Origin of the sequence: Streptomyces resistomycificus (assembly GCF_001514265.1) — a bacterium.
GTDB lineage: Bacteria > Actinomycetota > Actinomycetes > Streptomycetales > Streptomycetaceae > Streptomyces > Streptomyces resistomycificus.
On record NZ_KQ949002.1, the window covers coordinates 182,197 to 196,053 of the forward strand.

At 71.6% G+C, this 13,857-nt stretch carries 16 protein-coding genes; 10 read left to right on the forward strand and 6 right to left on the reverse strand.

The genetic code is table 11. The features are described from left to right. Positions 1–10: 10 nt before the first annotated feature. Positions 11–715, forward strand: a complete 705-nt coding sequence (locus AQJ84_RS34785; RefSeq protein WP_078631498.1) for a nucleoside/nucleotide kinase family protein — start codon at positions 11–13, stop codon at positions 713–715. 181 nt (positions 716–896) lie between these two features. On the opposite strand, the gene AQJ84_RS34790 is transcribed toward AQJ84_RS34785, so the two are convergent. Then, entirely contained in the window at positions 897–1,640 is a 744-nt protein-coding gene (locus AQJ84_RS34790; protein ID WP_030037818.1) for a SigE family RNA polymerase sigma factor, read from the reverse strand. Between the two features lie 254 nt (positions 1,641–1,894). Here AQJ84_RS34790 and afsQ1 point away from each other — a divergent pair, with 254 nt between their 5' ends. The 5 genes from afsQ1 to AQJ84_RS34815 all read left to right on the forward strand — a co-directional run bounded on the left by afsQ1 (position 1,895) and on the right by AQJ84_RS34815 (position 5,728). Beyond that, the gene (gene afsQ1, locus AQJ84_RS34795; RefSeq protein WP_013001223.1) at positions 1,895–2,572 is read left to right on the forward strand and encodes a two-component system response regulator AfsQ1; all 678 of its coding nucleotides are present in this window, start codon (positions 1,895–1,897) and stop codon (positions 2,570–2,572) included. Next, positions 2,569–4,125, forward strand: a complete 1,557-nt coding sequence (locus tag AQJ84_RS34800) for a sensor histidine kinase (RefSeq protein WP_030037819.1) — start codon at positions 2,569–2,571, stop codon at positions 4,123–4,125. Before afsQ1 ends, AQJ84_RS34800 begins: the two co-directional genes overlap by 4 nt. Positions 4,126–4,196: 71 nt before the next feature. Next, entirely contained in the window at positions 4,197–4,799 is a 603-nt protein-coding gene (locus tag AQJ84_RS34805) for a hypothetical protein (protein WP_030037820.1), read from the forward strand. A gap of 81 nt (positions 4,800–4,880) precedes the next feature. After that, entirely contained in the window at positions 4,881–5,432 is a 552-nt protein-coding gene (locus AQJ84_RS34810; protein ID WP_030037821.1) for a VanZ family protein, read from the forward strand. Between the two features lie 92 nt (positions 5,433–5,524). Beyond that, a complete protein-coding gene (locus AQJ84_RS34815; protein WP_030037822.1) occupies positions 5,525–5,728 on the forward strand; it encodes a PspC domain-containing protein in 204 nt (67 codons plus the stop codon). Positions 5,729–5,811: 83 nt separating this feature from the next. Here the strand turns inward: AQJ84_RS34815 and AQJ84_RS34820 are convergent, their stop codons facing one another. Further along, the gene (locus tag AQJ84_RS34820; RefSeq protein WP_053193032.1) at positions 5,812–6,171 is read right to left on the reverse strand and encodes a hypothetical protein; all 360 of its coding nucleotides are present in this window, start codon (positions 6,169–6,171) and stop codon (positions 5,812–5,814) included. Between the two features lie 139 nt (positions 6,172–6,310). Beyond that, positions 6,311–7,474: an adenosine deaminase gene (locus AQJ84_RS34825; protein WP_030037824.1), complete on the reverse strand. Its 1,164-nt coding sequence runs from the start codon at positions 7,472–7,474 to the stop codon at positions 6,311–6,313. 113 nt (positions 7,475–7,587) lie between these two features. Here AQJ84_RS34825 and AQJ84_RS34830 point away from each other — a divergent pair, with 113 nt between their 5' ends. Further along, the gene (locus AQJ84_RS34830) at positions 7,588–8,349 is read left to right on the forward strand and encodes an alpha/beta hydrolase family protein (protein ID WP_053193030.1); all 762 of its coding nucleotides are present in this window, start codon (positions 7,588–7,590) and stop codon (positions 8,347–8,349) included. A gap of 369 nt (positions 8,350–8,718) precedes the next feature. Here the strand turns inward: AQJ84_RS34830 and AQJ84_RS34835 are convergent, their stop codons facing one another. Next, positions 8,719–9,060 carry a hypothetical protein gene (locus AQJ84_RS34835; RefSeq protein ID WP_030037826.1) on the reverse strand — a complete coding sequence of 114 codons (342 nt, stop codon included), beginning with the start codon at positions 9,058–9,060 and terminating at the stop codon, positions 8,719–8,721. A 25-nt stretch (positions 9,061–9,085) separates the two neighbouring features. Continuing rightward, a complete protein-coding gene (locus AQJ84_RS34840; protein ID WP_030037827.1) occupies positions 9,086–10,039 on the reverse strand; it encodes a LysR family transcriptional regulator in 954 nt (317 codons plus the stop codon). A gap of 63 nt (positions 10,040–10,102) precedes the next feature. Here AQJ84_RS34840 and AQJ84_RS34845 point away from each other — a divergent pair, with 63 nt between their 5' ends. Together AQJ84_RS34845 and AQJ84_RS34850 are read left to right on the forward strand one after the other, a co-directional pair. Continuing rightward, complete coding sequence (locus AQJ84_RS34845; RefSeq protein WP_053193028.1) at positions 10,103–11,380, forward strand: MFS transporter; 1,278 nt, start codon at positions 10,103–10,105, stop codon at positions 11,378–11,380. Between the two features lie 109 nt (positions 11,381–11,489). Further along, complete coding sequence (locus AQJ84_RS34850; protein WP_030037830.1) at positions 11,490–12,500, forward strand: sigma-70 family RNA polymerase sigma factor; 1,011 nt, start codon at positions 11,490–11,492, stop codon at positions 12,498–12,500. Here the strand turns inward: AQJ84_RS34850 and AQJ84_RS41645 are convergent. Then, complete coding sequence (locus AQJ84_RS41645) at positions 12,384–12,767, reverse strand: STAS domain-containing protein (RefSeq protein ID WP_128092185.1); 384 nt, start codon at positions 12,765–12,767, stop codon at positions 12,384–12,386. The genes AQJ84_RS34850 and AQJ84_RS41645 overlap by 117 nt on opposite strands. Before the next feature lie 157 nt (positions 12,768–12,924). On the opposite strand from AQJ84_RS41645, the gene AQJ84_RS34855 reads away from it, so the two are divergent. Beyond that, positions 12,925–13,845 (forward strand): AEC family transporter, encoded by a 921-nt coding sequence (locus AQJ84_RS34855; RefSeq protein WP_030037831.1) that lies wholly within the window; start codon positions 12,925–12,927, stop codon positions 13,843–13,845. The last annotated feature ends 12 nt before the right edge of the window (positions 13,846–13,857 follow it).

Here is a 13,857-nt window from a genome sequence, read left to right on the forward strand (position 1 = left end):
TAGTTGAGGTGTGACGCGCGCTTCAAAGCCGACCCGCAGGGTCGATCAGCGGCCGCCGGATGCCTCACACTGGTGTCCCGTGAGCTCCCATCCCGCCATAACGGCCCGAGTCGCGCTGCTCTGCGGCCCCTCCGGCTCCGGCAAGTCCCTCCTCGCCGCCCGCTCCGGCCTGCCGGTCCTGCGGCTCGACGACTTCTACAAGGAGGCCGAGGACCCCTCGCTGCCGCTGGTGGCCGGGAGCCGCGACATCGACTGGGACCACCCCGGCTCGTGGGACGCGGACGCGGCGATCGCCGCGATCATGGACCTGTGCCGTACGGGTCGTACGAAAGTTCCCGTCTACGACATCTCGCTGAGCGCCCGTACCGGTGAGGAGTCCGTGGACGTGGGGCGGACCCCGCTGTTCATCGCCGAGGGCATCTTCGCCGCCGAGATCGTCACCCGCTGCCGGGAACTGGGCGTGCTGGCCGACGCCCTGTGTCTGAGCCGCGGCCCGGTGCGGACGTTCCGCCGCCGTTTTCTGCGGGATCTGAAGGAGGGCCGTAAGTCGGTTCCCTTCCTGCTGCGCCGCGGCTGGCGTCTGATGCGTCAGGAGCGCTCGATCGTCACCCGCCAGACCGCCCTCGGCGCCCACCCCTGCGACAAGGACGAGGCCCTGGGCCGCCTGGCCGCGGCCGCGGTGGGCCGCCGGCCGACGGCGAGGTCGACCGCCTGAGCGCACACGAGAACGGGACTGGACGGACCCCCCGGCCCTCCAGCCCCGCTTCCCCCGTGTTCCCCCGTGGTGCTCCCCCCGTGGGCCCCCGTCCCCCGTGGGTCCCCCGTGACCCCCGTTGGCCCCCCCGGTTACTGCTCCCCGGTTACCGCTCCCCCGTTCCTTGCTTCCCCCCCGACCTTCAGGCGACGAGCTCCCCGAAGGCGTTCTCCTCGTCACGGCCGAAGCTGAGGACCTCGTCCTCACGCAGCCGGCGGAGCGACCGCCAGATGCTGGACTTCACCGTGCCGACACTGATGTCGAGGATCTCGGCGATCTCCGGGTCCGTGCGGCCCTCGTAGTAGCGCAGGACCAGCATGGTGCGCTGGAGTTCCGGGAGCCGGGCGAGCGCCTGCCACAGGACCGCGCGCAGTTCGGTGCCGCGCATCGCGTCCGTGTCGCCGGCCGTCTCCGGCAGTTCCTCGGTCGGGTACTCGTTCAGCTTGCGGCGGCGCCACGCGCTGATGTGCAGGTTGGTCATGGTGCGGCGGAGGTAGCCCCCGACCGCGGCCTTGTCACTGATCCGCTCCCACGCCCGGTAGGTCGAGAACAGCGCGCTCTGCAGCAGGTCCTCGGCCTCGAAGCGGTCGCCGGTGAGGTGGTAGGCGGTTGCGTACAGGGAGGCGCGGCGCTCCTGGACGTAGGCGGTGAACTCCGCCTCCGACAGCGAACGACGCTCCCCCGTGTCCTCCCTGTACGCGCTTCCCCCGTGCGTTTCCCCCGTGCGAGCGTCAACCACCGTCATGTACGCGGTGTGCTGACGCCCGGTGCCGCGAGCGCACCCCCGCCCGCTCACAGCACCGGACTTCTCGGAACCCCGGCCCCCGTGCACGTCGTGAAGACGCGTGATCACTGCGCTGGTGGTGTTGCCGTGCAGCGTGTTCATCTCGCGCCCCCCGTCGTGGACTTCCGGTCTTCCGCCTTGCTTCCTTGCCTGTGCCGAGAAGCTTGCCCGGGCCACTTCATCGCCGTGTCCGCCGACTGTCACAGACCTGTCACAGGGCCCCCTCGGATGGCGCTCCCAGACGTGTCACAGCCCCCGCACAGACAAGAGCGCTAGAGGCGCCCGGAAATACAGGTTCGGGACCGGAGACCTACAGGTGTCGCAGCCCCGGCCCCCCATGGGCCAGAATGAGCCCCGTGCCTTCCCTGTTGCTGATCGAGGACGACGACGCCATCCGTACGGCCCTGGAGCTGTCTCTGACGCGCCAGGGACACCGGGTTGCCACCGCTGCCACCGGCGAGGACGGCCTGAAGCTGTTGCGCGAGCAGCGGCCGGATCTGATCGTGCTGGACGTGATGCTGCCCGGCATCGACGGGTTCGAGGTGTGCCGGCGCATCCGGCGCACCGACCAGCTGCCGATCATTCTGCTGACCGCGCGCAGCGACGACATCGACGTGGTGGTCGGGCTGGAGTCCGGTGCCGACGACTACGTCGTCAAGCCCGTCCAGGGGCGGGTGCTGGACGCCCGGATCCGGGCCGTGCTGCGGCGGGGTGAGCGGGAGGCCAACGACGCGGCCACCTTCGGCTCGCTGGTCATCGACCGCGCGGCCATGACCGTGACCAAGAACGGCGAGGACCTCCAGCTCACCCCGACCGAGCTGCGCCTGCTGCTGGAACTGAGCCGGCGACCCGGGCAGGCCCTGTCGCGCCAGCAGTTGCTGCGGCTGGTGTGGGAGCACGACTACCTGGGCGACTCGCGGCTGGTGGACGCCTGCGTGCAGCGGCTGCGCGCCAAGGTCGAGGACGTGCCGTCGTCCCCGACACTGATCCGTACCGTGCGAGGCGTGGGTTATCGGCTGGACACGCCTCAGTGACCGATGCGCAAGGGGGGGTCCGCGGCTGGGCCGCGGCTCGTAAGGGAACCTGGTCACGGCTGCGTTTCACCAGCCTGCGCCTGCGGCTGGTGGTCGTGTTCGCGCTGGTGGCGCTGACCGCCGCCGTGTCCGCGTCCGGCATCGCCTACTGGCTCAACCGCGAGGCGGTGCTCACCCGTACCCAGGACGCGGTGCTGCGCGGCTTCGAGCAGGAGATGCAAAACCGCGCCGGCGCGCTGCCGGAGAGCCCCACCCAGGACGAACTGCAGCACACCGCGGGGCAGATGGCGAACAGCAGCCAGCGTTTCAGCGTGCTGCTGGTCGCCGAGGACGAGAACGGCGAGACGGTGTACGGCAACTCCGGCGCGCTGGACGGCTTCTCGCTCCAGGACGTGCCGGTCTCGCTGCGCGAGGCGGTGGCCCGGGAGCAGAAGGTCAGCTCGACCAACAAGTACGCCTACCACCTGTACTGGCAGCGGACGGTGAGCGACGGCACCCCGTATCTGGTGGCCGGCACCAAGGTGATCGGCGGCGGGCCGACCGGTTACATGCTCAAGTCGCTGGAGCCGGAGGCCAAGGACCTCAACTCGCTGGCCTGGTCGCTGGGGATCGCCACCGGCCTGGCGCTGATCGGCTCCGCGCTCCTCGCGCAGGCCGCCGCCACCACCGTACTGAAGCCGGTGCACCGGCTGGGGGTCGCCGCCCGGCGGCTCGGGGAGGGGCGGCTCGACACCCGGCTCAGGGTGTCCGGGACCGACGAACTGGCCGACCTGTCACGGACGTTCAACAAGGCGGCCGAGGCGCTGGAGAAACGGGTGGACGACATGGCCGCGCGGGACAACGCGTCCCGGCGGTTCGTGGCGGACATGTCGCACGAGCTGCGCACCCCGCTCACCGCCATCACCGCCGTCTCGGAGGTGCTGGAGGAGGAGCTGGAGGCCGGCGGCATCGACCCGATGGTCGATCCGGCGGTCCGGCTCGTGGTCAGCGAGACCCGGCGGCTGAACGACCTGGTCGAGAACCTCATGGAGGTCACCCGCTTCGACGCGGGCACCGCCCGGCTGGTCCTGGACGACGTGGACGTCGCCGACCAGATCACGGCGTGCATCGACGCCCGGGCCTGGCTGGACGCGGTGGAGCTGGACGCCGAGCGCGGCATCCACACCCGCCTCGACCCGCGCCGCCTGGACGTCATCCTGGCGAACCTCATCGGCAACGCCCTCAAGCACGGCGGCTCGCCGGTGCGGGTCGCCGTGCGGGACGCGGACCAGGAGGTGGTCATCGAGGTGCGGGACCACGGGCCCGGCATCCCCGAGGACGTGCTGCCGCACGTCTTCGACCGGTTCTACAAGGCCAGCGCCTCCCGGCCGCGCTCCGAGGGCAGCGGCCTCGGGCTGTCCATCGCCCTGGAGAACGCCCACATCCACGGCGGCGAGATCACCGCGGCGAACTCCGCCGAGGGCGGCGCGGTGTTCACGCTGCGGCTGCCGCGGGACACGTCGGCGCTCATGGCGGACGCCGAGGCGGCCGAGAAGGGCAAGGAGGACGTCTGATGCGCTCCGAGAGGCAGCGCCTGGCACGCCCGCTGCCGCGGCACGTGACGCGCTCCGGGGGGCCGCGCCTGATGAACGTACGACGCCTGCTGGCGCTCCCACTGCTCGCCGCGGTGCTCACGGGGTGCGGGATCCGGGCCACGGAGGTGCCCACGGACTTCGGGCCCGCGCCCTCCCGGGTGCGCTGCTCGCTGTCCGAGCCGGACGTCTCCACACAGGCCTCGCGCGGGCTGCCGGTGCAGGTGTTCCTGCTGTGCGGTTCGTCGCTGGTGGCCGTCGACCGGACCCTGCGGGTGCCGGACGGTACGGCGGACTCGGCGCGGCGGGTGCTGGTCGCGCAGGGGCTGCTGGACGAGCTCGCCGCGACACCCTCGGCCGCGGAGAAGGAGGCCGGGTACACCACCGACGTGCGCGGTGGCATGACGGTGACCGGACCGCGCGCCGACGACCCGCAGGACGCCCTGCGTCTGAGCACCGCGCCCGGTGAACTCACCTCCTACTCCCTCGCCCAGCTCGTGTGCACCTTCTCCGACTCGGCGGCGGCGGAGGGCGACGGCTCGGTCATCCTCGGCGGCCCGGGCCGCGAGCCGCTGCGCCGCTACGAGTGCACGGATGAGGTGCGCTCCCGGCCGGGCAGCAAGGAGCCGCCGTCCAGCGAGGTCACGGACGGCTGACGACGGGTGTGGCCAAGGCCTCACCCCGGTACTGGGGCGCATCCCGGAACCGATCGTGCCGGAGGCCGCGTCTAGGGGGTCGTGCAGCGTCAAGGCTCCATCGGCGGCAGCGCCGCGATCCGCATCCGTGTGACGGGGGGTGTCCTCCTCGTCGCACACCTCGCGTTCGTCGCCTGGTTCACGCTGCGTCCGCTGGACGTGCCCTGGGTGATGCCACCCAACCTGCGTCCGCTGGCCGGTATCCGGGCGGATGCCGCGCTCGGCTGGCAGGAGGGTGTCCGCAGGATCGCCGAGGGGCTCGCGCTGCTGGCCCCGCTGGGCGTGCTGCTCCCGATGACGCATGGCAGGCTCGCCGCCTCGCCGCTCGGTTCCCTGCTCCGTACGACCGCGGCCGGCGCCCTGATCTCCCTGGGCATCGAGCTGCTGCAGACGGCGGTGCCCGGACAGGTCGTGGACATAGACTCACTGCTCCTGAACACGGCGGGCGTGGCTCTCGCCCACGCCGCCCTGGTGCCCGCGGCCAGGTCCTGGGCCCGCCGCAGGACCGAGCTCGTACGCCGTCGCTCCGTCCGTCAGGAGGACGCTCCTCAGGGTCGGACCCCGACGATTCCCAGGGTCGGGATCGCACCGTAGAGCGACGCTTTGCCCCCTTCGTCTCCGTATGTTTGAGGTCAGTCGAGGCAGCCACCCGGGAAGCCTCGTACGACGCTCACGAAGGAGCCGCAATGTCCCGCCTCGCCCGCCCCACCAACGGCCGCATGATCGGCGGAGTGTGTGCCGCGCTGGCACGGCGCTTCGGCACCTCCGCGACCACGATGCGAGTGATCTTCCTCGTGTCCTGTCTGCTGCCCGGCCCGCAGGTCCTGCTCTACATCGCCCTGTGGATCCTGTTCCCGTCGGAGGGCAAGGCGGCCCGCACCGCCTGGTGACCGTCCGGCACGCGCATACGCCGGTGGGGCGCACCCCGTGTCCAAGGGGTGCGCCCCACCGGCGCGTTCGCAGAGGCTGCGGGTCAGCCGAGCGGGATACCGTTCACGGGCAGGCCCTGGGTGGGCAGGCCGGCCCCGCCGATCGGCAGACCGCCGAGCAGACCGGCGACCGGCGCGGTCGGGCCCTCGGCGAGCACCTTCTGCGCGACCGGCTGCACGGCGGCCAGGCTCGTGGTGAGCGCCGGCTGCGCCTGGGCGAGCGCGTCACCGGCCCCCGGCAGCGCCTGGGTGACGTTCTCCGCCGGCAGGGTCTGGGTGACACCGCCCAGCGCCTCGGTGGCGTCCGGAACAGCCGGGGCGGCGTTCGCGGCGCCCGCACCGGCGGCGGCGAAGGCGGCACCGAGAGCGGCGACACCGAGGGTCTTGGCAGCAGACTGCTTCATGTAAACGCGTCCTTGAATGGGATGACGGGGATGTGAGCGGTACCCGACCGTAAACATGTGTAGGCGCCTGCCGCAAACATCGAAATGCGGACGGATTGTGAAAGCCCGCCCGCATTCCGGGACTCCAAAATCCCCTCGATCAGCCCTCAGATTCCACAGAACCGCTGGTAGATGCGGTCTGCTGGAACAGCCATTCAGATTTCAGTTCGGCATATCCCGGCTTGATGACGTCATTGATCATCGCGAGTCGTTCATCGAAAGGAATGAACGCTGATTTCATCGCATTGACGGAGAACCACTGCATGTCATCGAGCGTGTAACCGAACGCCTCGACAAGGTGATCGAATTCCCGGCTCATGCTGGTGCCCGACATCAGGCGGTTGTCCGTGTTGACGGTGGCCCGGAAGTGGAGCCGGCGCAGCAGCCCGATCGGGTGCTCGGCGTACGAGGACGCCGCTCCCGTCTGGAGGTTGGAACTGGGGCACAGCTCCAGCGGGATGCGCTTGTCCCGCACGTACGAGGCCAGCCGCCCGAGCTTGACCGAGCCGTCCTGCTGGACCTGGATGTCGTCGATGATGCGCACGCCGTGACCGAGCCGGTCGGCACCGCACCACTGGAGGGCCTGCCAGATGGACGGCAGCCCGAAGGCCTCGCCCGCGTGGATGGTGAAGTGGTTGTTCTCGCGCTTGAGGTACTCGAAGGCGTCGAGGTGCCGGGTGGGCGGGAAGCCCGCCTCCGCGCCCGCGATGTCGAAGCCGACGACGCCCAGGTCCCGGTAGCGGTTGGCGAGTTCGGCGATCTCCAGGGCGCGGGCGGCGTGCCGCATGGCGGTGAGCAGCGCGCCGACGCGGATGCGGCGGCCGCTCTCGCGGGCCCTGCGTTCACCTTCCCGGAAGCCCTCGTTGATGGCCTCGACGACCTCTTCGAGGCCGAGCCCGCCGCTCAGGTGCTGCTCGGGGGCGTAACGCACCTCGGCGTAGACGACGCCGTCCTCGGCGAGGTCCTCGGCACACTCGGCCGCCACCCGGACGAGCGATTCCCGGGTCTGCATCACGCCGACGGTGTGCGAGAAGGTCTCCAAGTACCGTTCCAGAGAGCCGGAGTCGGCGGCCTCGCGGAACCAGACGCCGAGCTTGTCGGGGTCGGCTTCGGGGAGCTGGGAGTACCCGGTCTCCCGGGCGAGGTCGACGATCGTGCCGGGGCGCAGCCCGCCGTCGAGGTGGTCGTGCAGCAGAACCTTGGGCGCCCGGCGGATCTGGTCCGAGCTCGGGGTGTTCCCCATCCGGTCAGTCTGGCTCGTCATTTCCGCACTCTAACGCCTACGCGCGTAGATCGCCCGCTGTACGAAATCGCCGATACGTAACGGTGACCGCACGGCCTAGTGGCGTACACCCACGCTTCTGACACTGTTCTGTCATGGCACAGCAAGCGACGCCGGTTCGCACGGCCCGGCTCGGACGGGCACTGGGACCGGAGCCGACAGCGGTGAGCGGAGTGGTGTTGCTGCTCCCCGGTGGCGACGAGGTCTCCAGCCGCAGACCCTCGACGATGATGGCGACCGCCTCCGTACGGGCGTTGGGCCGCCGCCTGGCCCGCGCCGGCCGCGAGGACGGTCTGGCCACGCACGTCGTCCACTACCGCTACCGCGGCTGGAACGGCAGCGAGGCCCATCTGGCCCACGACGCCTCCTGGGCGGTCGACGAGATCGTACGGCGCTACGGCGACGTCCCGGTCTGCCTCACGGGCGTCGACATGGGCGCCCGCGCGGCGCTGCACGCGAGCGGGCACGAGGCCGTCAACTCCGTGGTGGCACTGGCACCTTGGCTGCCGGAGGAGGACATGGCCGCGCCCCCCGAACCAGTGCGGCAGCTCGTCGGACGCCGGGTGCTGATCGTGCACGGCACCAATGACGAACGTACGGATCCCGAGCTGTCGTTCCGGCTGGCGGCGCGGGCCAAGAAAGCCAACCGGGAGGTGTGCCGGTTCGAAGTGCACTCCGACCGCCACGCGTTGCAGCAGCACCGCGACGAAGTGCACGCGCTGGCCGAGGACTTCGTGATGGGCTCGCTGTTCGGGCGGGCGTTGTCACGGCCGGTGCGGGACGCACTGGCCGCACCACCCCCGCTGGGCCTGCGGATGCCGCTCGCCGCGGGGTTCGGGCGGTCGCTGCGGCGATAGCCGGCGCGGGACGCACCGGAGCCACGCCACCCCCGCCGGGCCTGCGGATGCCGCTCGCCGCGGGGTTCGGGCGGTCGTTGCGGCGATAGCCGGCGCGGTGACGGGCGAGGTCCGGCCCTCAAGGGCTACCGTCGCCCGCCCGGCCCAGGGCCCTGCCCGGCGGATCACGTCGGAGACGCGGGGCCCGGCACGCCGATCCGCGGTGGTGTCGCCGGTTGCCGGCTCCCCCACTCCCGGCCGCGCTCGGGCGGGAGGGCCCATCGCGTCGACGCCCTCCTCCGCCTTGCGGCTCGACACCGCCATGGCCCCACGCACCTGCGCTGACAGCGGCACCCGCTGCTTTCCTGCGACCCGATCCGCCGGACAGGCCTAGTCGCCGACGAAGACCAGACGGCTGCCGGGCGTCGTGGCGCATTCCCTGAGCAGGGCGGCCAGGTCGTGGACCGCCGCGGTCTGGGCCTCGTCGGTGCAGCGGTCCAGCAGACCGGGGATCTCGCGGAGGGCGGACTCGGCCACCTGCTCGTTGAACACCGTGTCGCTGTACGGGTAGACCGTCCCGAGCCACAGGGAGGTGTGGGCGGGGAGCTCTTCGATCAGCCGCGACAGCGCCTCGCCGTGCTCATGGGACTCCCGGATCAGCGTCGGCCCGCGCTTCGCCCCTCGCTTGGACCGGTACGGGCGGTCGTCGTACAGCTGCAGGTCGAGTCCCATGGACTGATTCTGCCGCTCTCGTACGTCAGTCCGGTAGCAGATTTCCCCTCCGCGAGAGCAGGAACTTCTTGAAGGCGGCGACCGGGGGCGTGTCCGGGTGGCCGTCGAGCCAGGCCACGCCGATCTCCCGGGCCGCTCGCGGGGCCGTGACCGTCAGTTCGACAACTCCCGGACGGGGTACGGCCGGCGGCGGCAGCAGGGCGACCCCCAGACCGGCCGCCACCAGCCCCCGCAGGGTCTCCGCCTCCTCGCCCTCGAAGGCGACCCTGGGCCGGAAGCCGGCCTCCATACAGAGGTCGTCGGTGATGCGGCGCAGTCCGTAGCCGGGTTCCAGGGTGACGAAGGTTTCGTCGGCGGCCTCGGCCAGGCGGATGCGGCGGCGGGAGGCGAGGCGGTGGTCGGCCGGCACGACCAGGCGCAGCTTCTGCTCGTCCAGGCGGCGGGCGACCAGGTCGGGCGCGTCCGGGACGGGAGAGGTCAGGCACAGGTCCAGCTCGCCCGCCCGCAGCCGCTCGATCATCGCCTCGCCGTAGTTCTGGACGAGGCTGAAGCGGACGCGGGGATGGTCGGCCCGGAACGCGTGCAGCAGACCCGGCACGGTCTCGGCACCCATGGTGTGCAGGAATCCGAAGGCGACCTTGCCGGTGGCCGGGTCGGCGTCGGCACGGACCTCGTCGGCGGCCCGCTCGATCTCGGCGAGGGCGCGTTCCACCGAGCCCAGGAAGGTGCGTCCGGCGGGGGTGAGGGAGACCGTGCGGCCGCGGCGGGCGAACAGGTCGACGCCCAGGTCCTGTTCGAGGCGGACCATCGCCCTCGACAGGGTGGACTGCGGCACCTGCATCTCCTGCGCGGCCCGGGTGACGTGCTCGGTGCGGGCCACGCCGGCGAAGTACGCGAGGCGCGGCGCCAGCAACATCACCATGTCTTCTGTGTCACCGGACGGTGACAGGCGCGCCTGTGACCTGTGTTGATGCTCCATGGGAACGATTATGACGATTCCATGCATTGGACGGATGACCGGGCGCGTCCGTAGTTTCGAGGCATGTCTCCCGCCAGTACCGGGGCGTCCACGATCCTGGGCGCCGCCTCCCCCGTCTCCGTCGCCGACACCCGTATGACCCCGGGCGGTCCCGGCTACCGCCGGATGAGCTTCGCCCTCTTCCTCGCCGGTGTCGCGACCTTCGCCCTCCTCTACTCCACCCAGGCCCTGCTGCCGCTGATCTCCGGCGACTTCGGGGTGGCGGCGAGCGAGGCCAGCTGGACGGTGGCGGCGGCGACCGGTGGCCTGGCGCTGTTCGTGCTCCCGATGAGCGCCCTGTCGGAACGCTACGGCCGCCGTACGGTGATGACGGGCTCGCTGGCGGTCGCGGTGACCGTCGGACTGCTGGTTCCCTTCGCGCCCTCGCTGACCGCGCTGGTCGTGCTGCGGGCGATCCAGGGCGCGGCCCTGGCCGGACTGCCGGCCTCGGCGACGGCCTACCTCGCGGAGGAGGTCACCCCCAAGGCACTGGTCACCGCGATCGGCCTGTTCGTCGCGGGCAACAGCGTCGGCGGGATGAGCGGCCGGGTGATCACCGGCTGGGTGGCGCAGGAGTGGGGCTGGCGGGTCGCCGTCGCGGTGATCGGCGTGATCGCGGTGGCGTGCGCGGTGGCCTTCCGGGCGCTGCTGCCCGCCCCGAAGCACTTCGCGCCGGGCTCGCTGCGGCCGCGGGCGCTGGCCGGCACGGTCCGCGACCACCTCTCGAACCCGCTGCTGCGTCGGCTGTACGCGATCGGCGCGCTGTTCATGACGGTGTTCGGCGGCGTCTACACGGTGATCGGGTACCGCCTGGCCGAGGCGCCCTTCGGGCTGCCCCAGGGTGTCATCGGCTCGATCTTCCTGGTGTACCTGGTGGGCACGGTGTCCGCGTCGACGGCGGGGCGGCTGGTCGGCCGCCTGGGCCGCCGGGGCGCGCTGTACACGGCGGGCGGCACCACCGCCGCCGGTCTGCTGCTGTCCCTGGCGGGTTCCCTGCCGATGGTCCTGCTGGGGCTGGTCCTGATCACCGCGGGCTTCTTCGCGGGCCACGCCGTGGCCTCGTCGGCGGTCAGCAAGACGGCCGCGCGGGGACGCGCGCAGGCTTCGGCGCTGTACCAGTCGGCGTACTACGTCGGCTCCAGCGCGGGCAGCACGGTCGGGGCGGTCGCCTTCCACTCCGGCGGCTGGGCCGGCACGGTGGGCGTCGGTCTGCTGGCGGTGCTCGGCGTCGTGACGATCACGGTGCTCGGCACGCGGGCGGCCCGGGTCGCCGCCCGGCGCTCGCCGGTACCCGCTCACTGACCTGCGCGTTTCCCCACTCGCCAGGCCGTTGTCAGTGCCCTGCGGTAGCTTCCGAAGTGCTGGGCGCAACGAGGCGTGCGGAATGGACGGCCACAGGGGTGGGTGGACGATGAGCGACACGATGACGACGGATCTCGACATCAGGCTGGAGAAACACCGGACCGAGCTGACGGGGTACTGCTACCGCATGCTCGGCTCCTCCTTCGAGGCCGAGGACGCGGTGCAGGACACGATGGTCCGGGCCTGGCGGAGCTACGAGAAGTTCGAGGGCCGCTCCAGCCTCCGTTCCTGGCTCTACCGCATCGCGACCAACGTCTGCCTGGACATGCTGACGGCCGGCAACAAACGCGCCAGGCCGATGGACCTCACGGACTCCACCCCCCTCGCGCAGGCCGCCCTCTCCCCCCGCCCGGACAACACCTGGCTGGAGCCGATGCCGGACGCGCGCGTGCTGCCCACGACCGACGACCCGGCGGAGGCTGCCGTCGCCAAGGAGTCCGTCCGGCTCGCCTTCATGGCCGCCCTCCAGCAGCTTCCGGCCAAGCAGCGCGCGGTGCTGATCCTGCGCGAGGTGCTGGCGTGGAAGGCGAGCGAGGTGGCCGAGTTGCTCGACACCTCCGTCGCGTCGGTCAACAGCGCGCTGCAGCGGGCCCGGGCGACGCTCGCCGAGCGGGAGGAGAAGGGCGCGGGGGCGGCCGTCTCGAACCCTCTCGACGAGGCACAGCAGAAGCTGCTCGACCGCTATGTGGCGGCCTTCGAGGGCTATGACATGACCGCTCTGACGGCTCTGCTGCACGAGGACGCCGTCATGACGATGCCGCCGTTCGACCTGTGGCTGTCCGGACCGTCGGACATCACCGGCTTCATGACGACCCTCGGCGCGCCCTGCGCGGGCTCACGGCTGGTGCCGGTCCAGGTCAACGGCCTGCCGGGGTTCGCCCAGTACAAGCCGGACCCGGAGAAGGGCGGCTTCGTCCCGTGGGCGGTGCAGGTCCTGGAGATCTCAGAGGGCCGGATCACCGGGTTCCACTGCTTCCTCGACACGCAGCGCTGGTTCCCGCTGTTCGACCTGCCCCTCCATCTCGAAGCGGAGGCCGACCAGGTCGAGAAGGGCCTGTAGGGCGGGGGCGGGATCCCGCAGCCGGATCCGGCCTCCGGCCCGCCGGGCGGCGAGGTCGAGCCGCGCCAGCAGGTCGACGGTGCCCAGGGCCGACGGTCCGAGCCCCCCGACGTCACACACCACGGCCCCGGCACCGGCCTCCAGCAGCGCGCGCACGTCGTCGCACAGCCCGGTCACCTCTTCCTGGGTGACGGGGCCGGCCGGCACGAGTACAGCGGGTGTCATGGCGTCCACGATCGGTAGACCGGGCGGGCGGGCGGAACTCATCGCGGTCGGCGCCGCCCACCCGCGAGGTCTCCCCCGCGGTCCACCGACCGGGATCACATTGACCCGCGGCCCTCCTTCCCCGGAGGGTTGCCTGTATGCCCCACATATCAGCACCGCCCTGGTCACCGCACGCGTTCCTCACCTTTGAGGAGGCTCCGTGCAGGGAGTGCTGACCGGTTTCGCGGTCATCGCCGTCGTGATCGGCGTCGGCTACGCGATCGGGCGGGGCGGCCACCTCGGCGTGCACGGCCGCGAGGTCCTGACCAAGCTCGCCTTCCACGTGGCCACACCGGCCCTGCTGTTCACCACACTCGCCGGGACCGACCTGTCGCTGGTCTTCTCCAGCCGCCTGCTGGTGACCGCGCTGAGCACGGCAGCGGCGGCGGGGGTCTTCGTCGCGGTGGGTGTCGCACGGGGCTGGGGGGTGGGCCGTACGACGATCGGCGCGCTGTGCTCGAGTTACGTCAACTCCGGCAACCTCGGTATCCCGATCGCCGTGTACGTGCTGGGCGACGCGTCCCTGGTGGCCCCGGTCCTGCTGTTCCAGCTGCTCGTCCTCACGCCGATCGCGCTGACCGTCCTGGACCTGTCGGGCCGGGTCGAGAAGGGCCCGGTGTGGCAGCGGCTGCTCACCCCGTTGCGGAACCCGATCGCGGTGGGGTCGCTGGCCGGGGTCGTCGTGTCGGCGAGCGGGCTGCCGATCCCGGCTCCCGTCATGGACCCGCTCACCCTGATCGGCAACATGTCCGTCCCGGCGGTCCTGCTCGCCTTCGGCATCTCCCTGTGCGGCAGCGCGATGCCCGGCCGGGGCCCGGACCGCGGGCTCGTGCTGCTCTCGGTCGCGCTGAAGTCGGCGGGCCAGCCGTTGGTGGCCTGGGCTCTGGCGGCGGGGGTGTTCGGCCTGCACGGCGCTCCGCTGCTCGACGTGGTGGTGACCTCGGCCCTGCCGGCCGCGCAGAACCTCTTCACGTACGCGTCCGGTTACGGGGTGGGCGAGCGGTTGGCGCGGGACTCGATCCTGGTGTCGACGGTGCTGGCGGTGCCGGTGCTGGTCGTGGTGGCGGCGTTGCTGGGCTGACCTGCCCTCGTC